This is a genomic window from Rhodovulum kholense, assembly GCF_003053725.1.
Classification (GTDB): Bacteria; Pseudomonadota; Alphaproteobacteria; order Rhodobacterales; family Rhodobacteraceae; genus Rhodovulum; species Rhodovulum kholense.
Genome location: NZ_QAYC01000002.1, coordinates 38,392 through 60,442, shown reverse-complemented (window position 1 = coordinate 60,442; position 22,051 = coordinate 38,392). Strand labels below are relative to the sequence as shown.

Annotated in this window: 19 protein-coding genes; 4 read left to right on the top strand and 15 right to left on the bottom strand. The window is 68.3% G+C overall.

Features of this window, described 5'->3' with window-relative positions; genetic code table 11:
- The first annotated feature begins 88 nt into the window (after positions 1–88).
- Positions 89–1,396: a short-chain fatty acid transporter gene (locus tag C8N38_RS03045; protein WP_108023837.1), complete on the top strand. Its 1,308-nt coding sequence runs from the start codon at positions 89–91 to the stop codon at positions 1,394–1,396.
- Here C8N38_RS03045 and C8N38_RS03040 read toward each other — a convergent pair.
- Complete coding sequence (locus C8N38_RS03040) at positions 1,368–2,753, bottom strand: HAMP domain-containing sensor histidine kinase (protein WP_108023834.1); 1,386 nt, start codon at positions 2,751–2,753, stop codon at positions 1,368–1,370. The two genes, C8N38_RS03045 and C8N38_RS03040, sit on opposite strands and share 29 nt — an antisense overlap.
- A gap of 1 nt (position 2,754) precedes the next feature.
- On the bottom strand, positions 2,755–3,426 hold the full coding sequence (locus tag C8N38_RS03035) for a winged helix-turn-helix domain-containing protein (RefSeq protein WP_108023832.1): 672 nt from the start codon (positions 3,424–3,426) through the stop codon (positions 2,755–2,757).
- 230 nt (positions 3,427–3,656) lie between these two features.
- Here C8N38_RS03035 and C8N38_RS03030 point away from each other — a divergent pair, with 230 nt between their 5' ends.
- Positions 3,657–4,799: a Do family serine endopeptidase gene (locus tag C8N38_RS03030; protein WP_108023830.1), complete on the top strand. Its 1,143-nt coding sequence runs from the start codon at positions 3,657–3,659 to the stop codon at positions 4,797–4,799.
- Between the two features lie 470 nt (positions 4,800–5,269).
- On the opposite strand, the gene scpC is transcribed toward C8N38_RS03030, so the two are convergent.
- The 12 genes from scpC to C8N38_RS02970 all read right to left on the bottom strand — a co-directional run bounded on the left by scpC (position 5,270) and on the right by C8N38_RS02970 (position 20,124).
- On the bottom strand, positions 5,270–6,802 hold the full coding sequence (gene scpC / locus C8N38_RS03025) for a succinyl-CoA:acetate CoA-transferase ScpC (protein ID WP_108023828.1): 1,533 nt from the start codon (positions 6,800–6,802) through the stop codon (positions 5,270–5,272).
- A 509-nt stretch (positions 6,803–7,311) separates the two neighbouring features.
- Positions 7,312–10,392 carry an efflux RND transporter permease subunit gene (locus C8N38_RS03020; RefSeq protein ID WP_108023826.1) on the bottom strand — a complete coding sequence of 1,027 codons (3,081 nt, stop codon included), beginning with the start codon at positions 10,390–10,392 and terminating at the stop codon, positions 7,312–7,314.
- On the bottom strand, positions 10,389–11,459 hold the full coding sequence (locus C8N38_RS03015; protein ID WP_108023824.1) for an efflux RND transporter periplasmic adaptor subunit: 1,071 nt from the start codon (positions 11,457–11,459) through the stop codon (positions 10,389–10,391). The genes C8N38_RS03020 and C8N38_RS03015 overlap by 4 nt, the downstream gene beginning before the upstream one ends.
- Positions 11,456–12,517: an efflux RND transporter periplasmic adaptor subunit gene (locus C8N38_RS03010; RefSeq protein ID WP_158272291.1), complete on the bottom strand. Its 1,062-nt coding sequence runs from the start codon at positions 12,515–12,517 to the stop codon at positions 11,456–11,458. Before C8N38_RS03010 ends, C8N38_RS03015 begins: the two co-directional genes overlap by 4 nt.
- 122 nt (positions 12,518–12,639) lie before the next feature.
- Positions 12,640–13,869, bottom strand: a complete 1,230-nt coding sequence (locus C8N38_RS03005; protein ID WP_108023820.1) for a TCR/Tet family MFS transporter — start codon at positions 13,867–13,869, stop codon at positions 12,640–12,642.
- Positions 13,870–13,924: 55 nt separating this feature from the next.
- Complete coding sequence (locus tag C8N38_RS03000; RefSeq protein ID WP_108023818.1) at positions 13,925–14,770, bottom strand: 3-oxoadipate:acetyl-CoA acetyltransferase; 846 nt, start codon at positions 14,768–14,770, stop codon at positions 13,925–13,927.
- Positions 14,767–15,474 carry an alpha/beta fold hydrolase gene (locus tag C8N38_RS02995; RefSeq protein WP_108023816.1) on the bottom strand — a complete coding sequence of 236 codons (708 nt, stop codon included), beginning with the start codon at positions 15,472–15,474 and terminating at the stop codon, positions 14,767–14,769. The genes C8N38_RS03000 and C8N38_RS02995 overlap by 4 nt, the downstream gene beginning before the upstream one ends.
- A gap of 115 nt (positions 15,475–15,589) precedes the next feature.
- Positions 15,590–16,384 carry a 3-oxoadipate enol-lactonase gene (gene pcaD, locus C8N38_RS02990; protein WP_108023814.1) on the bottom strand — a complete coding sequence of 265 codons (795 nt, stop codon included), beginning with the start codon at positions 16,382–16,384 and terminating at the stop codon, positions 15,590–15,592.
- 59 nt (positions 16,385–16,443) lie between these two features.
- Positions 16,444–17,625, bottom strand: a complete 1,182-nt coding sequence (locus C8N38_RS02985; RefSeq protein WP_108023812.1) for an endonuclease/exonuclease/phosphatase family protein — start codon at positions 17,623–17,625, stop codon at positions 16,444–16,446.
- Entirely contained in the window at positions 17,622–18,602 is a 981-nt protein-coding gene (locus C8N38_RS02980) for a threonine ammonia-lyase (protein ID WP_108023810.1), read from the bottom strand. Before C8N38_RS02980 ends, C8N38_RS02985 begins: the two co-directional genes overlap by 4 nt.
- Positions 18,587–19,435: an alpha/beta fold hydrolase gene (locus C8N38_RS02975; RefSeq protein WP_108023808.1), complete on the bottom strand. Its 849-nt coding sequence runs from the start codon at positions 19,433–19,435 to the stop codon at positions 18,587–18,589. Before C8N38_RS02975 ends, C8N38_RS02980 begins: the two co-directional genes overlap by 16 nt.
- A complete protein-coding gene (locus C8N38_RS02970; protein ID WP_108023806.1) occupies positions 19,432–20,124 on the bottom strand; it encodes a haloacid dehalogenase type II in 693 nt (230 codons plus the stop codon). Before C8N38_RS02970 ends, C8N38_RS02975 begins: the two co-directional genes overlap by 4 nt.
- A 115-nt stretch (positions 20,125–20,239) precedes the next feature.
- Here C8N38_RS02970 and C8N38_RS02965 point away from each other — a divergent pair, with 115 nt between their 5' ends.
- Together C8N38_RS02965 and C8N38_RS02960 are read left to right on the top strand one after the other, a co-directional pair.
- Positions 20,240–20,620: a VOC family protein gene (locus C8N38_RS02965; RefSeq protein WP_108023804.1), complete on the top strand. Its 381-nt coding sequence runs from the start codon at positions 20,240–20,242 to the stop codon at positions 20,618–20,620.
- A gap of 132 nt (positions 20,621–20,752) precedes the next feature.
- Positions 20,753–21,181 carry an FKBP-type peptidyl-prolyl cis-trans isomerase gene (locus tag C8N38_RS02960; protein ID WP_108023802.1) on the top strand — a complete coding sequence of 143 codons (429 nt, stop codon included), beginning with the start codon at positions 20,753–20,755 and terminating at the stop codon, positions 21,179–21,181.
- A 76-nt stretch (positions 21,182–21,257) separates the two neighbouring features.
- On the opposite strand, the gene C8N38_RS02955 is transcribed toward C8N38_RS02960, so the two are convergent.
- On the bottom strand, positions 21,258–22,046 hold the full coding sequence (locus C8N38_RS02955; protein ID WP_108023800.1) for an enoyl-ACP reductase FabI: 789 nt from the start codon (positions 22,044–22,046) through the stop codon (positions 21,258–21,260).
- Between the last annotated feature and the right edge of the window lie 5 nt (positions 22,047–22,051).

Here is a 22,051-nt window from a genome sequence, read left to right as displayed (position 1 = left end):
CTGACGTTGGGGCAGGGCGCAAGATCAGAGGTTTAACTGTCGTCTCCGCGGGCTAGGCTCTGGCCAAAGTCTTCGGGGAGGAGTGGATATGCTTTCGGTTGTGGCAAGGCCGCTGGTGCGCGTGTTCGAGCGTTACCTGCCGGACCCCTATGTTTTCGTGATCATCCTGACCATCGTCGTGATGGCGGCGGCGGTGCTGTTCGAGGGCCGCTCGCCGGTTGCGGTGATCGAGATGTGGGGCGACGGCTTCTGGACGCTGCTGTCCTTCTCGATGCAGATGCTGCTGGTGCTGGTGACGGGCTACATGATGGCCTCGACGCCTGCGGTGCGCGGGCTTCTGAACCGTCTGGCCGACACCGCCCGCGGGCCGGCCCGCGCGATCTTGCTGGTCACGCTGGTCTCGCTGCTGGCCAGCTGGATCAACTGGGGCTTCGGTCTGGTGGTGGGCGCGCTGCTGGCCAAGGCCGTCGCCCGCCGGGTCGCGGTCGATTACCGGCTGCTGGTCGCCTCGGCTTATTCGGGCTTTCTGGTCTGGCATGGCGGGCTGGCGGGCTCGATCCCGCTGGCGATCGCGACGCCCGGCCATACCTTCGAGGATCAGATCGGGATCATCGGCACTTCCGAGACCATCTTCGCGGCCTTCAACCTGATCATCGTCGCGGCGCTTTTCATTGCCGTGCCGCTGGTCAACTGGCTGATGCTGCCCAAACCCGGGCATGAGATGATCGTCGATCCGGCGAAGCTGGAAGAGCCCGAATTCGGCGGCGGGCCGACCCACCGGCCCTCGGACCGGATCGAGAATTCGCCGATCCTGTCCTGGATCATCGGCGGCGCGGGGCTGGCCTGGCTGGTGATCGACCTGCTGGACGGTGGCGGGCTGACGCTGAACTACATCAACTTCCTCTTTCTCTTCGTCGCGATCCTTTTGCACGGCACGCCCCGGCGGCTGCTCGATGCGCTGGCCGAAGGTGTCAAGAGCGGCGCTGGCATCGTCATCCAGTTCCCGTTCTATTCCGGGATCATGGCGATCATGGCGGGGTCCGGGCTGGCGGTCTCGATCTCGGACGGGCTGACCTCGTTCGCCAGCGCCGAGAGCCTTCCGTTCTGGAGCTTCATCAGCGCGGGCATCGTCAATTTCTTCGTGCCCTCGGGCGGCGGGCAATGGGTGGTGCAGGCGCCGGTGATGCTGCCCGCGGCCGAGGCGCTGGGCGTCGATCAGGCGCGCGTTGCGATGGCGGTGGCCTGGGGCGATGCCTGGACCAACATGGTGCAACCCTTCTGGGCCTTGCCGATCCTCGCCATCGCCGGGTTGAATGCCAAGGACATCATGGGGTTCTGCGTCGTCCAGCTGGTGGTCAGCGGGATCATCATTGCGCTGGGGTTGAGTTTCCTGTGACGCGGCCCCCGGCCTGCGGGAAGGCTAGCCGCACCCGCAGGCCCGGGGCGTTGTCCTCAAGCGTCAGGCGCGCGCCATGCAGGCTGGCGATGGCCGCGACCAGCGACAGGCCCAGCCCGTGGCCCGGCGTCGTGCGGCTGCGTTCCAGCCGGTAGAGCCGGCGCAGGACCTTGTCGCGTTCGCCCTCGGGGACGCCGGGGCCGTCATCGGCGACGATCAGGCCCGGTGGATCGGCGGTGACGGCAATGTCGATCCGGCTGCCCTCTGACGTGTGGCGAAGCGCGTTTTCGACCAGATTTGCCAGCGCCTGCGCGATCAGGCTCGGCTCGCCCCGGACGGTCGGGCCGGTTTCGGGGCAGGAGAGGCTCAGCCGGTGGCCGGCATCCTCGACCGAGGGCTGGTAAAGCTCGACCACCTGCCGGACCGTGAGGCCCAGATCGAAGGGCTGGAACCGGGCCGAGGCCTGACCGCCCTCGATCTGGGCGATCTCCAGCATGGCGCGGAAGACCGATACGGCGCGGTCGACCTCGGCACTGGCGCGGTCGGCAAGCTCGGCCGGATCGCCCTCGTCGGGCAGCCGCGCGCGCAGGTCCTGGATCAGCACCGAGATCCGCTGGAGCGGTGTGCGCAAGTCATGGGCGATGTCGGCGGTCACCTGGCGCAGCGCCTCGGTCGCGGCTTCCTGGCGGGCGGCCAGCCGGTTCACCCCGGCGCCGATCCGCGACAGGTCGTCGGCCGGGAGCGGGTCGGGCGGAAGCCGGGCGCTGAGATCGCCCGCCGACAGCCGGTCGAGCGTCTCTTCGATGCCATCCACCCGGCGCGCCGTGCGCCGGGCGATCAGCACGCCGACGCCCAATGAAATCAGCACCGTCGGGCCGAGGCTGAAGGCCAGAAGCGACAGGAAAGTGCGGCGCAGCTCGGCGATGGGGGCGAGGCTTTCGGCCACGATCAAGAGCCCGCCCGACAGCGGCCGCACTTCGTGCAGGTAGCCCGCAGCCCCCAGCGGCTGGTCGCCCGGACTCAGATGGATGTCGCCGCCGTCAAGCGTGGCGCGGGCATTGCCCACCTGCCGCCCGTCGGCCGCCAGAAAGACCGTGACCGTCTTGGCAGGATCGGCCGCCCGCGCCCGCGCCCGCACGATGGCCGACAGGGCTGCAGGCGTGGCACTCAGATCGAAGCTGGCCAGTTCCGCGTCGAGATCGGCCCGGATCGACCGGGCCAGATCGGCGCGAAGCGTCAGATAGGCCCCGCCCAGAGACAGCAGGTTCGCCAGCGCCACCACCGCGACCAGCGCCAGCGCCTGCCGGACCGGGGTCGAGCGCATAAGGTGCCTGAGCGAGGCGGCGCGGGGCCCCATCTCAGTCGCCGATCCGGTAGCCCGCGCCGCGCACGGTGGTGATCAGTTCCTTGTCGAAGGGCCTGTCGACCTTGGCGCGGAGCCGGCTGATATGGGTTTCGACCACGTTGGTCTGGGGGTCGAAATTGATGTCCCAGACCGATTCCAGCAGCATGGTGCGGGTCTGCACCCGGCCCTTGTGGCGCAGCAGATGTTCCAGAAGCGCGAATTCGCGGGGCAACAGATCGATCTTTCGGCCCGCCCGGGTGACGGTGCGGCGGACCAGATCCATCTCCAGATCGGCCGCCTTCAGCACGGTTTCGGTCTCCTGCATCGGCGGGCGGCGCCCCAGGGCCTCGATCCGGGCGGAAAGCTCGCCGAAAGCGAAGGGCTTGACCAGATAGTCGTCGCCGCCGGCCCTCAGTCCGTCGATGCGGTCGTCGACCCCGCTCATCGAGGTCAGGAAGATCGCGGGCGTGGTGACATGGGCGGCGCGGAGCGCGCGCACCAGCGACAGCCCGTCCAGTTCGGGCAGCATCCGGTCGACCACCATCACGTCATAGGCGGTGGCCAGCGCCCGGGCCAGAGCGTCGCGGCCATTGTCCAGGCAATCGACCGAGTGGCCCTCTTCGCCCAGCCCGCGGGCGATGAACTGGGCGGTGGTGGGATCGTCCTCGACGACGAGCAGTTTCATGGCGAACGGCCTCCGACCCTCGATCCTTGACGCGACTGGCCCTCACTATGGCGCCGCGCGGGCCGCGTTCAACCGCCTCTGCGCCCGGGTTTCGGCCCCGTCACCGGCACGTGAGAGCGATTGCAGGAATGTAATCGGCGCGGGGATGTGACCGCAATCCCGGGGCGCCATCTTGGTCCTGCAACCGGCGTTCCGGCCGGCAAGATGCCCCAGTTCAGGAGACCAAGGACATGTCGAACAAAGCAAAGCGCAATGCCGTCTCGGCCGTGGCGCTCGCCGCGCTCCTCGGGGCGACGGCGGGGATCGGGCTCGACCATGCGGTGCCGGCGGCCAATGCCGCGACGGCGCCCGCGGGCGGGTATGTCGATCTGGTGGCGCGGGTCGCGCCCGCCGTCGTGACCATCGAGGTCGAGAAGGCCGCGCCGCAGGCCCAGCTGCAGACCTTCCAGTTCCCCGACGGCTTTCCGATGGAGGAATTCGCCCGCCGCTTCGGCCTGCCGATGCCCGGCTATCCGCAAGGCCCGCAGGGCGAGGCGCCGCGTCTGAAGGGCGTCGGCACCGGTTTCATCGTGTCTCAGGACGGCAAGATCGTGACCAACGCCCATGTGGTCGACGGCGCCGACAGCGTGACCGTGACCCTGTCCGATGGCCGCAGCTTCGACGGCAAGGTGCTGGGTGCCGACACAGCCTCGGACATCGCGCTGGTCTCGATCGACGGCCAGAACCTGCCGCATGTCGATTTCGGATCCTCCGATGCGCTGAAGGTCGGTCAGCCGGTTGTCGCGATGGGCAACCCGTTCGGTCTGGGCCAGACCGTCACCAGCGGCATCGTCTCGGCGCTGGGCCGCGACATCAATTCGGGACCCTTCGACAACTTCATCCAGACCGATGCCGCCATCAACAAGGGCAATTCGGGCGGGCCGCTCTTCAATGAAGAGGGCGAGGTCGTCGGCATCAACACCGCGATCCTGTCGCCCACCGGGGGGTCGGTCGGCATCGGCTTTGCCGTGCCCTCGGACATGGCCAAATCGGTCGTGGCCGACCTTGAGAAAGGCGGTCAGGTCGATCGCGGCTTCCTCGGTGTGCAGATCGGCCAGGTCAGCGAGGAGGTCGCCGCGGCGCTGGGCTTCGACAGCCCGCACGGCACCATGATCGTTGACGTGACTGCCGACAGCCCGGCCGCGAAGGCGGGGCTGAAGAAGGGCGACATCGTGCTGGCGGTGGACGGCCAGGAGGTGACCGGGCCGCGCGATCTGACGCGCTTCATCGCGACCGACGCGCCCGGCACCGATGTGTCGCTGAACGTGTTGCGCGCGGGCAAGTCGATGGATGTCTCCGTCACCCTCGGCAACCGCGCGGATCGGCCGGCCTGACGGCCGGTCGTGACAGGCGACCGGACGCTCCCACCCTTCGGCGTCCGGTCGCGGCCCACGCCTTTTCTTCTTTCGGGCAAGTCCCGTCCCGGAAGGAGGAAGGCTCCGGGCCCTGACATCGCCCGTTCCGACCCTCTTGGCCGGTGCGGCGACCCCGGACCCGATCCTTGCCCCGGGTCCGGTCGGATACTCCCGCGCCCCGGCTGGACACCGGGGTGTAGCCTGCCCCGCCCGGCCTCCCCCCGGACGGGGCTTTTTCTTGTGACACGGCGTGCCGACCTGTCCGGACCGCGCGGCCCACGCGTTCGCAAGCGCGCCCGCGCACGGGCCACTGCAGAGGCGATGAAGATCGGAATACAGCAGATTCGGGCGACGCTTGCCGGCGGCAGTCGGCCAAGCCTCGACAGGCGGCTGGAAAAGGGCGGGCGCGGGGACGCGCGCCCGCCAGAGATGGCGCGGGACGGCCCGGCCTATTCGGCCTGCATCGAGCCGGTCTTGACGAAGCGCAGGTGCCAGGACAGCGCCTCGTCCAGAAGATGCGGCGCGTGCTTGCCGTAAGAGCCTTCCATCGCGCGCTTGTAGTAGTCGCGCAGCGCCGGGCGGAAATCGGGATGGGCGCAATTCTCGATGATCAGCGCCGCGCGCTGCTTGGGCGCGAGGCCGCGCAGGTCCGCAAGCCCCTGTTCGGTCACGAGGATCTGCACGTCCTGGGCAATGTGATCAACATGGGCGACCTTCGGCACGATGGCCGAGATCTTGCCGTTCTTCGCGGTCGAAGGGGTCATGAAGACCGAGACATAGGCGTTGCGCGCGAAATCGCCCGAGCCGCCGATGCCGTTCTGGATCCGCGAGCCCATGACATGGGTCGAGTTGACGGCGCCGTAGATGTCGGCCTCGATCAGCCCGTTCATGGCGATGCAGCCGAGGCGGCGGACGATTTCGGGGTGGTTCGAGATTTCCTGCGGCCGCAGGATCAGCTTGTCGCGGAACCGGTAGGCATGGTCGTTGAACCATTCCGCAGCGGTGGGGCTCAGCGACAGCGAGGTGGCCGAGGCGCTGCGCAGCTTGCCCGCGTCGAGCAGTTCCAGCATGCCGTCCTGAATGACCTCGGTATAGGCAGTCATGTTCTCGAAGGGCGAATTCATCAGCCCGGTCAGCACCGCGTTGGCGACGTTGCCCACGCCCGACTGCAGCGGCAGAAGCTGCGGCGGCAGGCGGCCCTTCGAGACCTCGTGCAGGAAGAAGTCGAGCAGATGCCCGGCAATCGACTGCGCCACCTCGTCGGGGGCCTTGAAGGGCGCGTTGCGGTCCGGCGCGTCGGTTTCGACGATGGCGACGATCTTCTTCGGATCGCAGCGGAAATAGGGCTGGCCGATGCGGTCGTTGGGGCTCGACAGCGGGATCGGGCGGCGATGCGGCGGCAGCGCGGTGCCGTAGTAGATGTCATGCATCCCGCGCAGCGCTTCGCTTTGCCAGTGGTTGACCTCGAGGATGACCTTCTCGGCCTGGTCGAGCCAGGTCTTGTTGTTGCCGATCGACGAGGACGGAATGAGCTGGCCGTCCGAGGTGATGCCCGAAACCTCGACGATGGCGGTGTCGAGCTTGCCGAGGAACCCCTGCCACGCCATCGGCGCGACCTGGCTGAGATGCATGTCGAAATAGTTCATCTCGCCCGCGTTGATCTTTTCGCGGGCGATGGGGTCCGAGTTGTAGGGCAGGCGGAACTCGATCCCCCCGGCCTTGGCCAGAGCGCCGTCAAGCTCGGGTCCGGTCGAGGCGCCGGTCCAGACCTTGACCTGGAACGGGTTGCCGGCGGCATGTTCGGCTTCGATCCGGGCGGCCAGCGCCAGCGGCACCGACTTGGGGTAGCCCGACCCTGTGAAGCCACTCATCCCGATGGTCGATCCGGGCGCGATCAGGGCCGCGGCGTCCTCCGCGCTCATCACGCGGTTGCGCAGCGTCGGGTCGCCGATCCTCGATGCAATGGTCTGGGCGATGGTCATGGGCTCCTCCTCCTCGAGCTCCCCGTCCCGGACGTCCGGTGCGGAGCGGGGAAGTGCTGGCGTTCAGGCGGGAGTTCCGGCCCTGGGCGGTCGGAGGATCCCACGGTTCCGATCTCTTGGACAGACTGCCGCGCCCGACGGCAAGGGTGGATGCTGGCATGGCCGCCATGCGCTGAGTGCAATTCCCGTGTTTCGGATGTGTGATTTGCGGGATTTGTGCGCCTGCGGTATAAAATTGCCGTCAGGTGCGATTGTTATCCCGCACTGTAAAATTGTTTTCAGATGTTCCGGTCTGCTGCGGCAGAGGGGCGATTTGATGCGCCTTGGCCGGCCTGACGACATAGGCCGGATTGGTCCCGCCATCGATGCCAATCGGCCGTCCCGCAGCCGTTCCGGCGCAGCAGCGCGCTTCGTGGACGAGGGTATACCCACCGGAAAGCCCGGGTCTGGCGGTCTTCCGGTCCGTTGCGAATCATACGTGAGGGCGGTTTGCCCGGGCCGTCGCGAGCTCAGTCGCCGGTCCCGGCCTTCGGGGCAGAGGTGGTGGGGGCCGGCGGGCGAACCCGGAAGACCACGCAATACAGTGCCGGGGCGAACAGCAGGGTGATGCCGGTCCCGGCGATGATGCCGCCCATCATCGCGAAGGCCATCGGCCCCCAGAACACCTCGCGCGCGATCGGGATCAGCGCGAGGCTGGCCGCGGCGGCGGTCAGCAGGATCGGCCGGGCGCGGCTGTCCGAGGCGCCATAGACAGCCTCCCAGGGGCTTTGCCCGGCCCGGATCAGCACCTCTACCTCATGGATCAGGATCACCGCATTGCGGATCAGGATGCCGACGAGGGCCAGAACCCCCAGCAGCGCGACAAAGCCCAGCGGCGCGCCTGAGGGCAGAAGCGCCGCGACCACCCCGATCAGCCCCAGCGGGGCCACCGCCAGCACCACGAACAGCAGCCGGAAGCTTTGCATCTGGATCATGACCAGCGTCAGGATGCTCAGCACCATCACCGGCACCACATCGAGGATCGGGGCCTGGCTTTCGGCGCTGGATTCCTCGGACCCGCCCAGCGCGACGCGATACTCGGGCGGCAGGCCGTCCGCGAAGGCCGCGATCCGGGGCGTGAGGTCGGCCACGATGGTGGCGGGTTGCTCGGCGCCGCGGATCGCCGCGCCCACGGTGATCGTCGGCACCCGGTCGCGTTGATGGATCTCGGGCTGTTCGGTGGTCCATTCCAGGCGCGCGATCGACAAAAGCGGGATCGGGTCGCCCGCGGCATTGCCGAATTGCAGGGTCTCGAGCGCGGCGATGGTGGAGCGGTCGGCTGCCACGCCGCGTGCCAGCACATCGACCAGCTTACGGCCGTCGCGCAGTTCGGTCACGCCCGCGCCCTCGAACAGACCGTACAGCGTCTGGGCCACGTCGGACTGGGTCAGCCCGAGCTGGCGCAGCCGGGCCTGATCGAGGATCACCCGCACCACGCGGGCCGGTTCCGACCAGTTCAGGCTGATCGAGGTCAGTCGCGGATCAGCATCCAGCAGCGCCGCAAGATCGCGGGCCCGGTCGCGCAGGGGCTCGATCTCGGGGCCGGACAGGCGGTATTGCACCGGCTTGCCGACGGGCGGTCCCAGCGCGATCAGGCGGGTGTAGAAATCGGCCTCGGGATGGGCCCGGTCATAGGCCGCGATCTTGTCGCGCAGCCGGTCGCGGGCCTCGAGCCCCGGCGTCATCACCATCAACTGGCCGATATTCTCGCTGGCGGTCGGCTGGTCGAGGGTCAGCACGAAGCGCGGGACGCCGCGGCCGACATAGGCGGTCGAATAGCTCGCCTCGTCCTGCTGGCCGAGCCAGGCCTCGAATTCGGCCATTGCGGCATCTGTGGCGGCGAAGGCGCCGTTCTGGCGCAGCGTGACCTCGACGATGATCTCGGGCCGCTCGGAGGTTGGAAAGAACTGCTTTTCGACATGCCCGAGCCCGACGACCGAGGCCGCGAAAAGCGCTGAGGTCAGCAGGATCGTCGTCCAGCGGAACCGCATGGCCTTCAGCAGGACCTTGCGGAAGGCCCGGCGCACGCGGCCCGCCGCGCGATGGGCATGGCGCAGCTTCTTTGGCAGGAAGGTCACGCCTAGGATCGGCGCGAACAGAACGGCGACGATCCAGCTGAGCAAGAGCGAGATCGCGATGACGTAGAACAGCGACCGGGTGTATTCGCCCGCCTGGCTGGAATTGAAGGCGATGGGGATGAAGCCCGCGGCGGTGACCAGCGTGCCGGTCAGCATCGGAAAGGCGATCGAGGTCCAGGCATAGGAGGCGGCCTTCGTCAGGCTCTCGCCGATTTCGAGCCGCGAGATCATCGTCTCGATGGCGATCATCGCGTCATCGACCAGCAGACCCAGCGCGATGATCAGCGCGCCAAGCGACACCCGTTGCAGCGTGATGCCCATCACGTCGAGCAGCACGAAGGTCATGGCCAGCACCAGCGGGATCGACAGCGTCACCACCATCCCCGCCCGAAGCCCGAGCGAGATGAAGCTGACGGCCAGCACGATCAGCACCGCTTCGGCCAGTGCCCGGGTGAAATGGCCAACCGACTCCTCGACGACCTTGGGCTGGTCGGCGACCTTGTGAACCTCGATCCCGACCGGAAGCCGCTGGGCGACCCCGTCCATCAACGCTTCGAGCTCGGTGCCGAACTGCAGGATGTTGCCGCCCTCGCGCATGCCCACCAGAAGCGCGATGCCCTCGTGCCCGTTAAAGCGGAAAAGCTCGGTCGGCGGGTCGGCATAGCCCGCGGTCACGTCGGCGACATCGGCCAGCGAATAGAAGACATCGCCGGTCCTGAGCGGGGTCGCCGCCAGATCCTCGGCCGAGGCGTATTGGCCGGTGACCCGGATCAGGATCCGTTCGGCCTCGGTACGGATCGTGCCCGAGGGCACGATGGCGTTTTCCTGCGCCAGCGTGTCCAGCACCGCCTCGCGGTCGAGCCCGAGCGCGGCCAGGCGGCGGTTGGAAAACTCGATATGGATTTCGGGGGCGCGCACGCCCACCAGCTCGACCTTGCCGGTCTGGTCGAGCCGCAGGATCTCGGACCGGATGTCCTCGACCCGGTCTTCCAGCTCGCGGGGGGTGAAGCCGTCGGCGACGAAGGCATAGATGCTGCCGAACACGTCGCCGAAATCGTCGTTGAAGGAAAAGCCCGCGAATTCCGAGGGAAACTCGCCCCGGATGTCCGACATCATGTTGCGGACCCGGAGCCAGGTCGCATCGACCTCCTCGGCGCGGGTGGCGTCGCGCAGTTCGACATAGACGACAGACCGGCCGGGATAGGTGACCGAACGGGTGAACTTGAGCGCGTCGATTTCCTGCAGCTTCTTCTCGATCCGGTCGGTGACCTGGGTCACCGTTTCCTCGGCGGTGGCGCCGGGCAGGGCGGCCGAGACCACCATGACCTTGATCGCGAAGGACGGGTCCTCTTCGCGGCCCATCGACAGATAGGCCAGTGTGCCCGCAACCAGCGAGACCAGCATCAGGAACCAGACCAGCGAGCGGTGCCCGAGCGCCCAGTCCGACAGGTTGAAGCGCGGGCGCAGGCTCATGGCGCCACCCGGGGGCCGACGGCCAGCCCGTCCCGCAGGCAGGCCGCGCCCCTGATCACGATCTCGTCCCCGACCGACAGGCCTTCGGTGATCTCGATCCGGTCCGCAAGCCGCCGCCCGGTTTTGATGCCCACGCGTTCGACACGGCGGTCGGGGGGCAGCACGCGCCAGACGGCCGGGTCGGTCTCGGTCCCGGTCAGCGCGGTCGCGGGCAGGGTCATAACCGGCAAATCAAGGCGGGCCAGCGTGGCGGACACGAGGCTGCCGATGCGGAAATCGGAATCGCCTTCGGTGATCGTCAGGCGCAGCCGCCGGGTGCGAATATTGTCGCCGATGACCGGTTCGACCAGCCGCAGCCGTGCCTTGCGGGGATTGGCGAATTCGGCATGGACCACGACCTCGAACTGCGCATCTTGCGGCAGAACCTGCAGGAATTCGGTCGGCACGTCGATCACCGCCTCGCGGCCCTTCAGATCGGCAAGGGTAAGGATCGGGGTGCCGGCGGCGACCACCGTACCTTCCTCGACCTCGGTCGAGAGCACGATCCCGTCATTCGGGGCGACCAGCGTGCCATGGCCCAGCGCGTCGCGCGCCCGCGCCAGATCGGCCTGGGCGGCCTCGGCCTGGGCCTGGGTCGCATCGCGCGCGGCCTCGGCCTCTTCCAGCTGGGCGCGGGGCGCGATCCCGCGCTCGGCCAGGGTGTTCACGCGCTCGTAGCTTTGACGGGCAAAGGCGGCTTCGGCAAGGGCCGCGCTCAGTGCCGCGCGGGCCGAGGCGACGTCTTCCTGCAGGCTGACCCGATCCAGCGTCGCCAGCACGTCACCGCCCGCGACCCGGTCGCCGGGATCGACCTCGATCCGGGCGACGCGACCGATGGTCTGGAAGGCCAGATCGGTGCTGTGGGTGGCGGCGACGACACCGGCGAAGACCCGCTTTCGGGTCGGATCGGCGCTGACCGTCTCCGAGACCACAGGGCGCCCGGCGGCCGGATTGCCGCCGCAGGCCGGGCTGGCCGAGTGGGCGGTCGCGGGCAGCGTCGCCAGGGCAAGGGCAAGCAGGCGGATCATTCGTCCCCCCCAAGCGGGCGAACCTCGCGCCCGGGGAAAAGGTATTGGGACCCCGCGCCGACCACGGCGTCGCCCTCGGCCAGCCCCGCGGCAATGCGGATGCCGCGGTCGGTATAGGCGCCGATCTCGACCGGGGCGAGCCGGACCCGGCTGTCGGCGGCGTCGACGGTCCAGACGGCGGGGCCGTCGGCCGTCGCGGTCAGCGCCGTCCAGGGCACCGTGATCGCCGTCTGGCGGGCCAGGGTGACGATGCCCACGACAGGCTGGCCGATGGCAAAGAGGCGCGCGGCCTCGCCGTCGATGCGGACCTTGGTCTCGACCGTTCCATTGCTGCCCACGACCGGCGCAAGCTCGCTGACCGGGGCGCTGGTGCCGGGGCCGCCCTCCAGCGGGACCAGCCGCACGGGGCTGCCCAGAAAGGCGCCGAGTTCGGGGATGTCTGGGACCTGGAACACCGCCTCGCGCGGGCCGCGATTGGCCAGCGTCACCACCGCCTGCCCGGCGGCCATGACCTGACCCGGCTCGGCCGAGCGGTGGGTCACGATCGCGGGCTCGATGGCGCGCAGCACGGTGTCTTCGGCGGCGCGGGTCGCCACGGCGCGTCGGGCCCTGGCCGCGTCCCGGTCGGACCGGGCCGAAAGATAGTCCTGCACCGCGGCATCGAGGTCGGATTGCGTGGTATTGCCCTCGTCCAGCAGGCGCGTCGCCCGGTCGCGGGCCTGCCGGGCCTGCACCAGCGCCGCCTCGGCCGAACGCAGCGCCGCTGCGGCCGAACGCAGCCGGGCTTCGGCTGCAGTGGCGTCTACCCGCGCGATCACGTCGTTCCGGTCCAGCTCGTCGCCCGCTTCGACCGCCACTTCGACGATGCGTCCGCCATCCCGGAACGAGGCCGGGTAGTCGTCCACGGCCTCGATGGTGCCGGTAAGGGTGTAGGTGGTTTCGGCGGATTCAGCGCCGACGCGGAGGATCTCCACCGGCAGAGGCTGGTCGGCCCCGGCCGGAGCCGCGGCCAGAAGAAGGGCGCCCAGGGCGCAGATCCCTTGCCGAATTCGTCTCAAATTGCACTCCGGTCGCCGTCGGGCGCGTTTCTCCCGCCGGTCCGGGATACCTTTCGCATGGTTTCGACCCTGTCAATACGCGCAGACCCGACCCTGGACCGGGCCGTAGCGGAAGCGACGGGTCAGGCCTCGGCCCCGCGGGCGGCGCCGCGCCGTGCCGCGAAGACGATGGCGCAGACGATCATCACGCCGGCCGCCAGCACGAAGGGCGCGCCGGGCAGGTGCAGCGGCGCATCGGGGCGGCTGAACAGGAAGAAGGTCTGGGTCATGACAAGCGGCGAGGCGATCATCGAGACCGACCGGAGCGAACTGACCATGCCCTGCAATTCGCCCTGCTGGTTGTCGTCGGCCGCCTTCGACATCATCCCCAGCAGCGCGGGCGTCACCACCGCACCCAGCGCGATCATCGGGGTCAGGATCAGGACGGCGGTGCCGTTGCCGATCAGGCCGATCGCGAGGAAGGCCACGAAATTGTAGCCAAGCCCGTACCAGACCGCGATCCTCTCGCCCATCACGCGCAGCACGACGCGGATCAGGCCGCCCTGCACGATGGCAACCCCGATCCCGAACATCGCTAGCGAGATGCCGATGGTGCCCGCGCTCCAGCCAAAGCGGTACTGGGTGAAATAGGCCCAGATCGCGGGATAGATGAACATCGCGAATTCATAGAGGAAAAACAGCAGCAAAAGCGGCCGGACCCCGGGCAGGCGGCCGACGGCGCGGAAGGCTCCCAGCGGGTTGGCTCGGCGCCAGTCGAAGGGGCGGCGGATGCGGTCGGTGACGGTTTCGGGCAGCACCAGCGCGCCGAAGATCAGGTTCAGCGTGGCCAGCCCCGCCGCAGCCCAGAACGGCGCGCGCGGGCCCAGCTCGCCCAGGTACCCGCCAATGAGCGGGCCGATCACGAAGCCGATCCCGAAAGAAGCGCCGACCATGCCGAAGCGCGCGGCCTTCTCCTCGGGTTTCGAGATGTCGGCCAGAAAGGCGCTGGCGGTGGCCTGGGTCGAGGCGGTGACGCCGCCCACGACCCGCGCGGCCAGCAACAGCCAGATCGAGCCCGCGACTGCCATCACCACGTAGTCGAGCGCCATCGTCGCCAGCGAGATCAGCAGCACCGGGCGGCGTCCGAACCGGTCCGAGAGACTGCCGACGGTCGGGCCGCAGAGGAACTGCATGACCGCAAAGGCGGTGGACAGGACCCCGCCCCAGACCGCCGCCTGCCCGAGGCTCGTGGCGCCCTCGACGTCGCGGATCAGATCCGGCATCACCGGCAGGATCAGCCCGATCCCGATGGCGTCCAGCACCAGCGTCACCAGGATGAAGACGATCGGAAGACGAGGCGAGGGCTGGGTCATGGCGGGCCTTCCGCAGGACAGAACCCCCTTCGCATATCCCGGCCGCCGGTCCGGTTCAAACCCCGTTCGCGGGGGCGGGTGCCAGTGTGAGGATCGCGCGGGCTTCGGCGGGGCTGGCCACCGGGCGTTCGTACCGCGCGCAAAGCTCGGCCGCGCGCCGCACCAAGGCGGCGTTCGAGGGCGCCAGCCTGTCGCGGTCGAGCCGGACATTGTCCTCGAGCCCGGTGCGGGTATGGCCGCCGAGCGCCATGGACCACTCATTGACCTCGATCTGGTGCCGTCCGATCCCCGCGCCGCACCATTCGGCATCGGGGGCGATGCGCTTCAGCGTCTGGACATAGAATTCGAAACTCGGCCGGTCGGCGGGCATCGCGTTCTTCACGCCCATCACGAACTGTACGTAAAGCGGTGCCTTCAGGCGGCCGTCCCGGGCCATCGTCACCGCCTGAAAGATATGGCTGAGGTCGAAGGCCTCGATTTCGGGCTTCACATCGTATTTCTGCATTTCCGAGGCCAGCCAGTCGACCAGATCGGGCGGATTCTCGTAAACCCGTGTCGGAAAATTGTTGGACCCGACCGCCAGCGAAGCCATGTCGGGGCAGAGCGGCAGCATTCCGCCCCGGACCGCGCCGACGCCCGACCGGCCACCGGTCGAGACTTGTACGATCATGCCGGGACAGTGCTTGCGGATGCCCTCCATCAGGCGGGCGAATGTCTCGGGGTCGGCGCTTGGGCTCTGGTCGTCGTTCCGGACATGGCAATGGGCGATGGCGGCCCCGGCCTCGAAGCAGTCCTGCAGGCTTTCGACCTGCTCGGCCACGGTGATCGGCACCGCCGGATTGTCTTCCTTCCGCGCGACCGAGCCCGTGATCGCTGCGCAGAGGATACAGGGACGGGTCATCCGGCGGCGCGCAACAGAAGGCCCGCCAGAGCCTCGGGGGCCGCCAGGAAGGGCGAATGCGAACAGTCCAGCGTATCGATCCGGTCCGCAGGCCAGTCCGCGGTCATGGTCGCCTGATATTCGGCGGGAATGGCGCGGTCCTGCAGGCAACGGATATAGCGTTTGGGAACAGAGCGATAGCGGTTGCCAAGCGTGATTGGCGTGGCCTGGGGCAGGATCGGCTGAGGCCCGAGCCGGGCCTTGGCGAAGGCCACGGCCTCGTCCGAGCAATCGTGAAAGAGCTTGTCGCGCACCTTCTCTGGATCGAAGCTGAACGAAACCCCGTCCTTGGATTTGACGATAGCGTCGAGCAGCGGCTGACGCGGCGCGGCGCGGCGCATGTCGACCAGCGAGAGGCCCGCGACCGGGGCATAGGCGCAGACATAGACCAGCGCCCTGATCTTCCCGGGCGCCTTCTCGGCGGCGGCCGAAATCGGGAAACCCGCCATCGAATGGCCGACAAGGATCACCGGTTCGTCGATGGCACCAAGGATCGCTTCGGCATAAAGATCGAGCGTGACATCGGCCAGCGGCGTCGGGTCGGTGCCATGCGAGGGCAGGTCGATGGCCCGGGCCTTTGCCCCCGCATGGTGAAGCGCGGGCAGCACGTCGCGCCAGCACCAGGCCCCGTGGCAGGAGCCGTGGATCAGTAGAAACTCAGTCATGCGGGCCGGTCTGCGCCAGGTGTGCGAATTTGATACTTCCGGGCTCTCCAGGCGCGAGAATTTGGCCTGTTTCGAGTGCGCGAGGTTCGAATTTTACCATTGTTTCTGTGCCGATTCAGTCCGGAACATGGCCGATGTCTTTCAGGAAGGTGGTCAGGACATCGGCATAATCGCCGGGTTTATCGACGCAGGGCAGATGGCCTGCGCCGCGGATCAGATGAAACCGGGCGCCCTTGATCAGGGCTGCCGTTTCTCGCACCAGATCGGGCGGGGTCGAGCCGTCCTCGCTGCCGGCGATGGCAAGGGTCGGCAGGGTCAGGCTGGCCGTCGGCGTGTAGAAATCGGTGCCCGAGATTGCGGCGCAGCAGCCCAGATAGCCTTCGACCGGCTGGCGGGTCAGCATGTTGCGCCAGATCGCGCAGTCAGGGCTTTGGCGGAAGGGGCGCGAGAACCATCGCTCCATCGTGCCATCGGCCAGCGCCTCGATCCCGCCCGCGCGCACCGTCGCCATGCGGTCCTGCCAGATCGCGGGCGTCCCGATCTTGGCGGCGGTGTTCGACAGCACCATCGCGCGGACCAGATCGAGCCGCTTGACCGCCAGTCCCTGGGCAATCATCCCGCCGATCGACAGGCCGACGAAGACGCAATCGCGGACCCCCAGAAATTCGAGCAGCCGTTCGGCGTCGCGCACCAGGGCGCCCATCGCATAGGGGCCCGGCGGACAGGAGGACAGGCCGTGGCCGCGCATGTCGTAGCGGATCGCGCGCAGCCCGGGCGGCAGCAGCGCCACCACCGCGTCCCAGACCCGCAGGTCGCAGCCCAGCGGATTGGAAAAGACCACGGGCAGGCCGTCGGGATCGCCATCTTCGCGGAAATGCAGCGCCACGTCGCCCAGATCGGCGATCTTCATACGGGGTGTCCTCCCTGATCTTCGCGGCGCAGGATGGCCGAGCGCGCCAGACGCGTCAATCAGCGCAGCCGGATATGGGCCATCACCTGGCCATGGTCCGAAACGATGCGGGCGGCGGGCGACTGGGGGTCGGCGCCGTCGGTGATATGGTCGTTATAGGCGCCGAAATGGATCATCTCGCCAATCCGGTCGACCCGGTCCGGGTCGAAATGGCGCGACAGCAGGATCGCGTCGAGCGCCTGATAGACTCCGGCGAAGGAGGCGGTATAGACCATGTCACGCAGGCTCTGGCGCATGAAAAGCTGCGCCGCGGCCTGCAGGCGGACGCGGTCGATGGCCTCGCGGATCTGGTCGGACTCGGCTTTCGTATAGCGGTCGTCGGGGCCGTGCGGGTTTGGCCGTCGCATCCAGCTGTAATCGGGCAGGGGCCGTTCGCCGCAGATGATTTCATGGGTGGCCGACCGGTCGTCGTCGTTCAGATCGCCCATAACGATCACCGGCCGGTCGAGCGCAAGTTCGTCCAGCACGAGGCGCCGCAGCACCCAGGCCTCGGACATCCGCCGCAGACCCGAGCGGAGCGCGCCCATCGCCCGGCCCGCCGGGTCGTAGTTCAAGAGGTCGATTTCGGGCGAGAAGCGCGCGCCATGGGGGCGCACGAATTCCCCGAGCCGCGATTTCAGGTGGGCGTTGAAGACGGTTACGACATGATCGCCGACCGGGATGCGGGCCTTGAGGATCGGACGGGTCAGCCGCCGGATCTGATAGCTGCCCGCGTCGCCTCCGCCCAGATGATGGAACGGCACGTCGACGGGCGGATCGAGCAGCTGGATCGACTGCGGCTGGTCGGCAAAGCCGAAGCGCGACAGGATCGCGACGCCGGGCCGCCGTTCGCCGGGGCCGGAATCGGCGATGTTGGGGGCGAAGGCCAGCGCGGTCTCGCCGTAGCTGTCATAGCGCTCCTTGCGGTGGATCGCCTTCCGTCCCGGTGCGGCCCCCGGCTGCCCGGCCGCGTTCGACTGGTCTCCGCGCGCATCGGCCATTGCGATCACCTGTTGCAGCGGCTCGGGCTCGAAGATCTCCTGAAAGCCCACGATGTCGGGATTCATCCGGGTCAGCTGATCAGCCAGCCAGTCCTGCTTCCAGGCATGTTCGGCCGAACTGTATTTTTCAAAATGATAATATTCCCGGTCCGGGCCGATCAGGTTCTGGACGTTGAATGTTGCAATCGTGAAAGTCGTCATGGCGCATCCCCGTAGCGGTCGAGCGCCATGCGGAAGGTTTCTGCCGAGACATTGCCGCCCGAGGCGATGGCGATGACCGCGTCGCCCGCGACGTGCTCGGGATGATAGAGCGCGGCCGCCAGAGCCACCGCGCCGCCCGGTTCCAGCACGATCTTCAGCCGCTCGAAAGCGGCGGCCATCGCGCGCAGAGCCTCGTCCTCGCTGACGACGATCCCGGGGCCGCAAAGCCGGGACATTACGGGAAAGGTCAGGTCCCCCGGCGAGGGCGTCTGGATCGCGTCGCACAGCGAGCCCGCGCGGCGGGTGTTGGTCTCGATCCGTCCGGAGACCAGCGAGCGGGTGGCATCGTCGAAGCCCTCGGGCTCGACCGGGCGGACGCGCAGCCCCGGCGCCCGGGCCTCGAGCGCGAGCGCGACGCCCGAGGTCAGCCCGCCGCCACCGCAGGGCACCAGCACCTCGGCGGTGTCGATCCCGGCCTCGGCGGCCTGGGCCGCGATCTCGAGCCCGCAGGTGCCCTGGCCCGCGATCACCTGGGCGTCGTCGAAGGGGCGGACCAGCGTCAGGCCGCGTGCCTCTGCGATCTCGGCGCCGATGGCGTCGCGATCGCCCGTGGCGCGGTCATAGGTCACGACCTCGGCCCCGAGCGCGCGGGTATTGGCGATCTTGGGGCCGGGCGCGTCCGAAGGCATCACGATGACGGCGGCCGCGCCAAGCATCCGCGCGGCCAGCGCCACGCCCTGGGCATGGTTGCCCGAGGAAAAGGCGATCACGCCGCGCGCGCGGGCCTCTGGTGTCAGTGCCGAGAGCGCCGACCAGCCGCCCCGGAACTTGAAGCTGCCGGTGTGCTGCAGGCACTCGGCCTTGACCAGAACGCGCCGCCCCGCGAGGTCGTCGAGAAAGGGCGAGGACAGAAGCGGTGTCTGCCGCGCCCTGCCGGCCAGGCGGGCGGCTGCGGCGTCGATCAGGTCGATGGACATTTCGAAATGCGCTCCAGGAGGATCGCGATGGCGGCCACCGCGTCGGGTTCGTCAAGAAAGGGCGTATGCCCGCGGTCGGGGATCTCGGCATAGATCATGTCGGGGCGGCGGCGGCGCATCTCGGCTGCGGTCTCGGGCGACAGGATGTCGGAATGCACGCCGCGGATCAGCGCCAGCGGCAGGCCCTGAAGCGCGTCGAAGAGCGGCCAGAGATCTGGCAGCGCGTCGGTTGCCGATTGTTCCATCACCGCATGGCGGAGCGCTGGGTCGTAGCGCAGCGCCAGCCCGTGGTCGGATTGCCGCCAGAGCCGCCGGGCATAGCTCCGCCACTGGTTGCGGGTCACGCCGGGAAAGCGGTCGCTCATGCTGGCCTCAAGCCGCCGGGCGGCATCGTCATAGTCGGAATAGTCCGGCGGAATACCGAGATAGGTCATGATATGGGCCAGACCCCGCGGTTCGACCAGGGGGCCGATATCGTTCAGGCAGATGCCCGTCAGGCGGTCCTTGTGCCCGGCCGCCAGCATCATCGCGATCAGCCCGCCGCGCGAGGTGCCGAGGATCGCGGCCTTCGGCAGCCCCAGATGGTCCAGCAGGTTCAGCGCGTCGCGGCCCTCGCGGATCAGGTTGTAATTCATGAAATCCGGGTCGTGGTCGGACCCGCCGCGGCCGCGGGTGTCCAGCCGGATGACCCGGGCGCGGTCGGCGAAGGCGTCGACCACCGGTTCGAAATCGTCCATGTTGCGGGTGAGCCCCGCGAGGCAAAGCAGCGCGGTGCCTTTGCCGCAATCGTCATAGGCCAGCATTCGGCCGTCATCGGCCGCGAACCGGATCATGCCAGCATCTCCGCCAGATGCGGAATTCCGGCAAGATCGGTCAGCACATGGGCTGGACGCCAGGGCAGGCGGTCGACCGGGTCGCCCGCGCGGTTGACCCAGGCGGAGACGAAGCCGTAGCCCGCAGCTGCGCCCGCGTCCCAGCCGTTCGACGAGACAAACAGAACCTCGGAGCGGTCGCAGCCGAAGCGCCGGCCCACGAGGTCGTAGACCGAGGGATGGGGCTTGTAGACGCCGACGCTTTCGACAGAAAGCAGGTCGTCGAGCAGGGCGCCGATACCGGCCGCCTCGACCGCGTCGGTCAGCATGTCGGGCGAGCCGTTCGACAGAATCGCCGTCGCCTTGCCCGCGCGCTTGAGCGCCTCGAGCATGGCGGGGACCTCGGGATAGGCGTCAAGCTCGCGATACAGCGCCATCAGCCGGGCGCGCAGCCCCGCATCGCCCGCCAGCCCCTGCGCCTCGAGCGCCCAGTCGAGCGCCTCGCCGGTGACCTGCCCGAAATTGGCATGGGCCCCGGTGATTGCCCGGAGCCAGGTATATTGCAGCTGCCTGGCGCGCCAGGCGGCGGCCAGGGCCGGCCACCTCTCGGCCAGAGCGGCATGGTCGGGCTCTGCCGCGGCCCGGCGGGCGGCGGCGGCCACGTCGAAAAGCGTCCCGTAGGCGTCGAAAATACAGGTGGTGATCGGCATCTTGTCCTCCCTCGCGGGGCGAGATTGGCACAGCGATGTGACGGGTGGAAGGTTACGCCATGCCGCTGTTGCACGAATCCGGCTAGGTTGGGGGCGGCAGTCGCAGGAGGGGACGATGTCGCAAAATCACGGCAAGGTCTGGTGGACCGAATTGCTGACCCATGACGTTCCGGGCGCGCTGAAATACTACAAGGCGGTCTGCGGCTGGCATTTCCAGCCGATGCCGATGGGGGCGGGGGTCTACCATGTCGCCCATTGCGGCGCTAAGCCGGTGGCGGGGGTCATGGACATGGCTATGCTGCCGGGCATGGAGACCGCGCCCGCGGACTGGTTCAGCTATTTCGCGGTCGACCGTCTGGACAAGGCGCTGGAGGAAACCCGCAGCCGGGGCGGCTCGGTCCTGCGCGAACCTTTCGACGTGCCCGGGATCGGACGCATCGCCATCGTTCTGGACCCGACCGGCGCGGCGACCGGGCTGATCATGCCGACGCGCTGAGCCGGGAGGGGATTGTCCGGGCGACAGGGTTTACATCTGGGACCGAATGTCTAGGCTTATGCCACGTCGGGAGTACCCGCGCGATGCGCGCGGCCTCTGCAAATCCACCCGCCTCACTGAAAGGAACCGTGCATGACCCAGGTTCAAACGGGTGACAAGGTCCGTATCCATTACACCGGCACCCTGGCCGATGGTTCTACCTTTGACAGCTCCGAGGGCCGCGACCCTCTCGAATTCACCGTCGGATCGGGGCAGATCATCCCCGGCCTCGACGCCGCGCTGCCGGGCATGTCCGAGGGCGACAGGAAAACCGTCGAGATACCCTGCGCCGAGGCCTATGGCGCACATAATCCCGATGCCACCCAGGCGATCCCGCGCGCGCAGGTGCCGGACACGGTGCCGCTGGAGGTTGGCACCCGGCTGAACGTGCAGACCTCCGAGGGCGAGGTGCTGCCGGTGACCGTGGCCGAAGTGACCGAAGAGGCCGTGGTGCTGGACGGCAACCACCCGCTGGCGGGCAAGGACCTGACCTTCGAGATCGAACTGGTCTCGATCGGCTGAACGGCCCCTGAAAAGCGAAGACCCGGGCCTGGCCCGGGTCCGTGCCCCCGAAGGCGGGGGAGAGGGCTATGCGTCGTTAGATGTTCTCGAACCGCGGCATGCCGAGGACGTGATAGCCGCCGTCGACGGTGACGATCTCGCCGGTCGTGCAGGCCCCCATGTCCGAGGCCAGATAGACGGCGGTGCCGCCGATGCAGTCCAGCGTCGCGTTCCGGCCGAGCGGCGCGTTCATTTCGGTATGGCGGAAAGTCTTGCGCCCGCCCGAGATCGCGGCCCCGGCGAGGGTCTTCATCGGGCCCGGAGAGATCGCGTTCACGCGGATGCCTTCGGGGCCGAGGTCGTTGGCCAGATAGCGCACGGTCGATTCCAGCGCCGCCTTGGCGACGCCCATGACGTTGTAGAAGGGCGTGACCCGGTTCGAGCCCTGATAGGTCAGCGTCAGGATGGTGCCGCCCTCGGGCATCAGCGGCCGGGCGCGCCGCGCCACCTCGATCAGCGAATAGCAAGAGATCGTCAGCGAGTTCCTGAAGTTCTCGCGCGAGGTGTTGATGAACCGGCCGGTCAGCTCGGTCTTGTCGGAATAGGCGATGGCATGGACCAGAAAGTCGAGGCTGCCCCATTCCTCGGCGATCCGGCCGAAGGCGGCATCGAGCGAGGCGTCGTCGTTGACGTCGACATCGACCAGAAAGCTCGACCCCACGCTTTCGGCCAGCGGCTCGACCCGCTTGCCGAAAGCCTCGCCCTGATGCGAGAAGGCCAGTTCCGCCCCCTCGTCGGCCATCGCCTTGGCAATGCCCCAGGCAATCGACCGGTCATTGGCGACGCCCATGACGAGGCCGCGCTTTCCTTTCATCAACTCAGGCATTGAAG

Bases quoted from the DNA above. Each gene is read 5' to 3' on its own strand.
- C8N38_RS03045 (WP_108023837.1), top strand. From the start codon at position 89: ATGCTTTCGGTTGTGGCAAGGCCGCTGGTGCGCGTGTTCGAGCGTTAC.
- C8N38_RS03040 (WP_108023834.1), bottom strand. From the start codon at position 2,753: ATGGGGCCCCGCGCCGCCTCGCTCAGGCACCTTATGCGCTCGACCCCG.
- C8N38_RS03035 (WP_108023832.1), bottom strand. From the start codon at position 3,426: ATGAAACTGCTCGTCGTCGAGGACGATCCCACCACCGCCCAGTTCATC.
- C8N38_RS03030 (WP_108023830.1), top strand. From the start codon at position 3,657: ATGTCGAACAAAGCAAAGCGCAATGCCGTCTCGGCCGTGGCGCTCGCC.
- scpC (WP_108023828.1), bottom strand. From the start codon at position 6,802: ATGACCATCGCCCAGACCATTGCATCGAGGATCGGCGACCCGACGCTG.
- C8N38_RS03020 (WP_108023826.1), bottom strand. From the start codon at position 10,392: ATGAGCCTGCGCCCGCGCTTCAACCTGTCGGACTGGGCGCTCGGGCAC.
- C8N38_RS03015 (WP_108023824.1), bottom strand. From the start codon at position 11,459: ATGATCCGCCTGCTTGCCCTTGCCCTGGCGACGCTGCCCGCGACCGCC.
- C8N38_RS03005 (WP_108023820.1), bottom strand. From the start codon at position 13,869: ATGACCCAGCCCTCGCCTCGTCTTCCGATCGTCTTCATCCTGGTGACG.
- C8N38_RS03000 (WP_108023818.1), bottom strand. From the start codon at position 14,770: ATGACCCGTCCCTGTATCCTCTGCGCAGCGATCACGGGCTCGGTCGCG.
- C8N38_RS02995 (WP_108023816.1), bottom strand. From the start codon at position 15,474: ATGACTGAGTTTCTACTGATCCACGGCTCCTGCCACGGGGCCTGGTGC.
- pcaD (WP_108023814.1), bottom strand. From the start codon at position 16,384: ATGAAGATCGCCGATCTGGGCGACGTGGCGCTGCATTTCCGCGAAGAT.
- C8N38_RS02985 (WP_108023812.1), bottom strand. From the start codon at position 17,625: ATGACGACTTTCACGATTGCAACATTCAACGTCCAGAACCTGATCGGC.
- C8N38_RS02980 (WP_108023810.1), bottom strand. From the start codon at position 18,602: ATGTCCATCGACCTGATCGACGCCGCAGCCGCCCGCCTGGCCGGCAGG.
- C8N38_RS02975 (WP_108023808.1), bottom strand. From the start codon at position 19,435: ATGATCCGGTTCGCGGCCGATGACGGCCGAATGCTGGCCTATGACGAT.
- C8N38_RS02970 (WP_108023806.1), bottom strand. From the start codon at position 20,124: ATGCCGATCACCACCTGTATTTTCGACGCCTACGGGACGCTTTTCGAC.
- C8N38_RS02965 (WP_108023804.1), top strand. From the start codon at position 20,240: ATGTCGCAAAATCACGGCAAGGTCTGGTGGACCGAATTGCTGACCCAT.
- C8N38_RS02960 (WP_108023802.1), top strand. From the start codon at position 20,753: ATGACCCAGGTTCAAACGGGTGACAAGGTCCGTATCCATTACACCGGC.
- C8N38_RS02955 (WP_108023800.1), bottom strand. From the start codon at position 22,046: ATGCCTGAGTTGATGAAAGGAAAGCGCGGCCTCGTCATGGGCGTCGCC.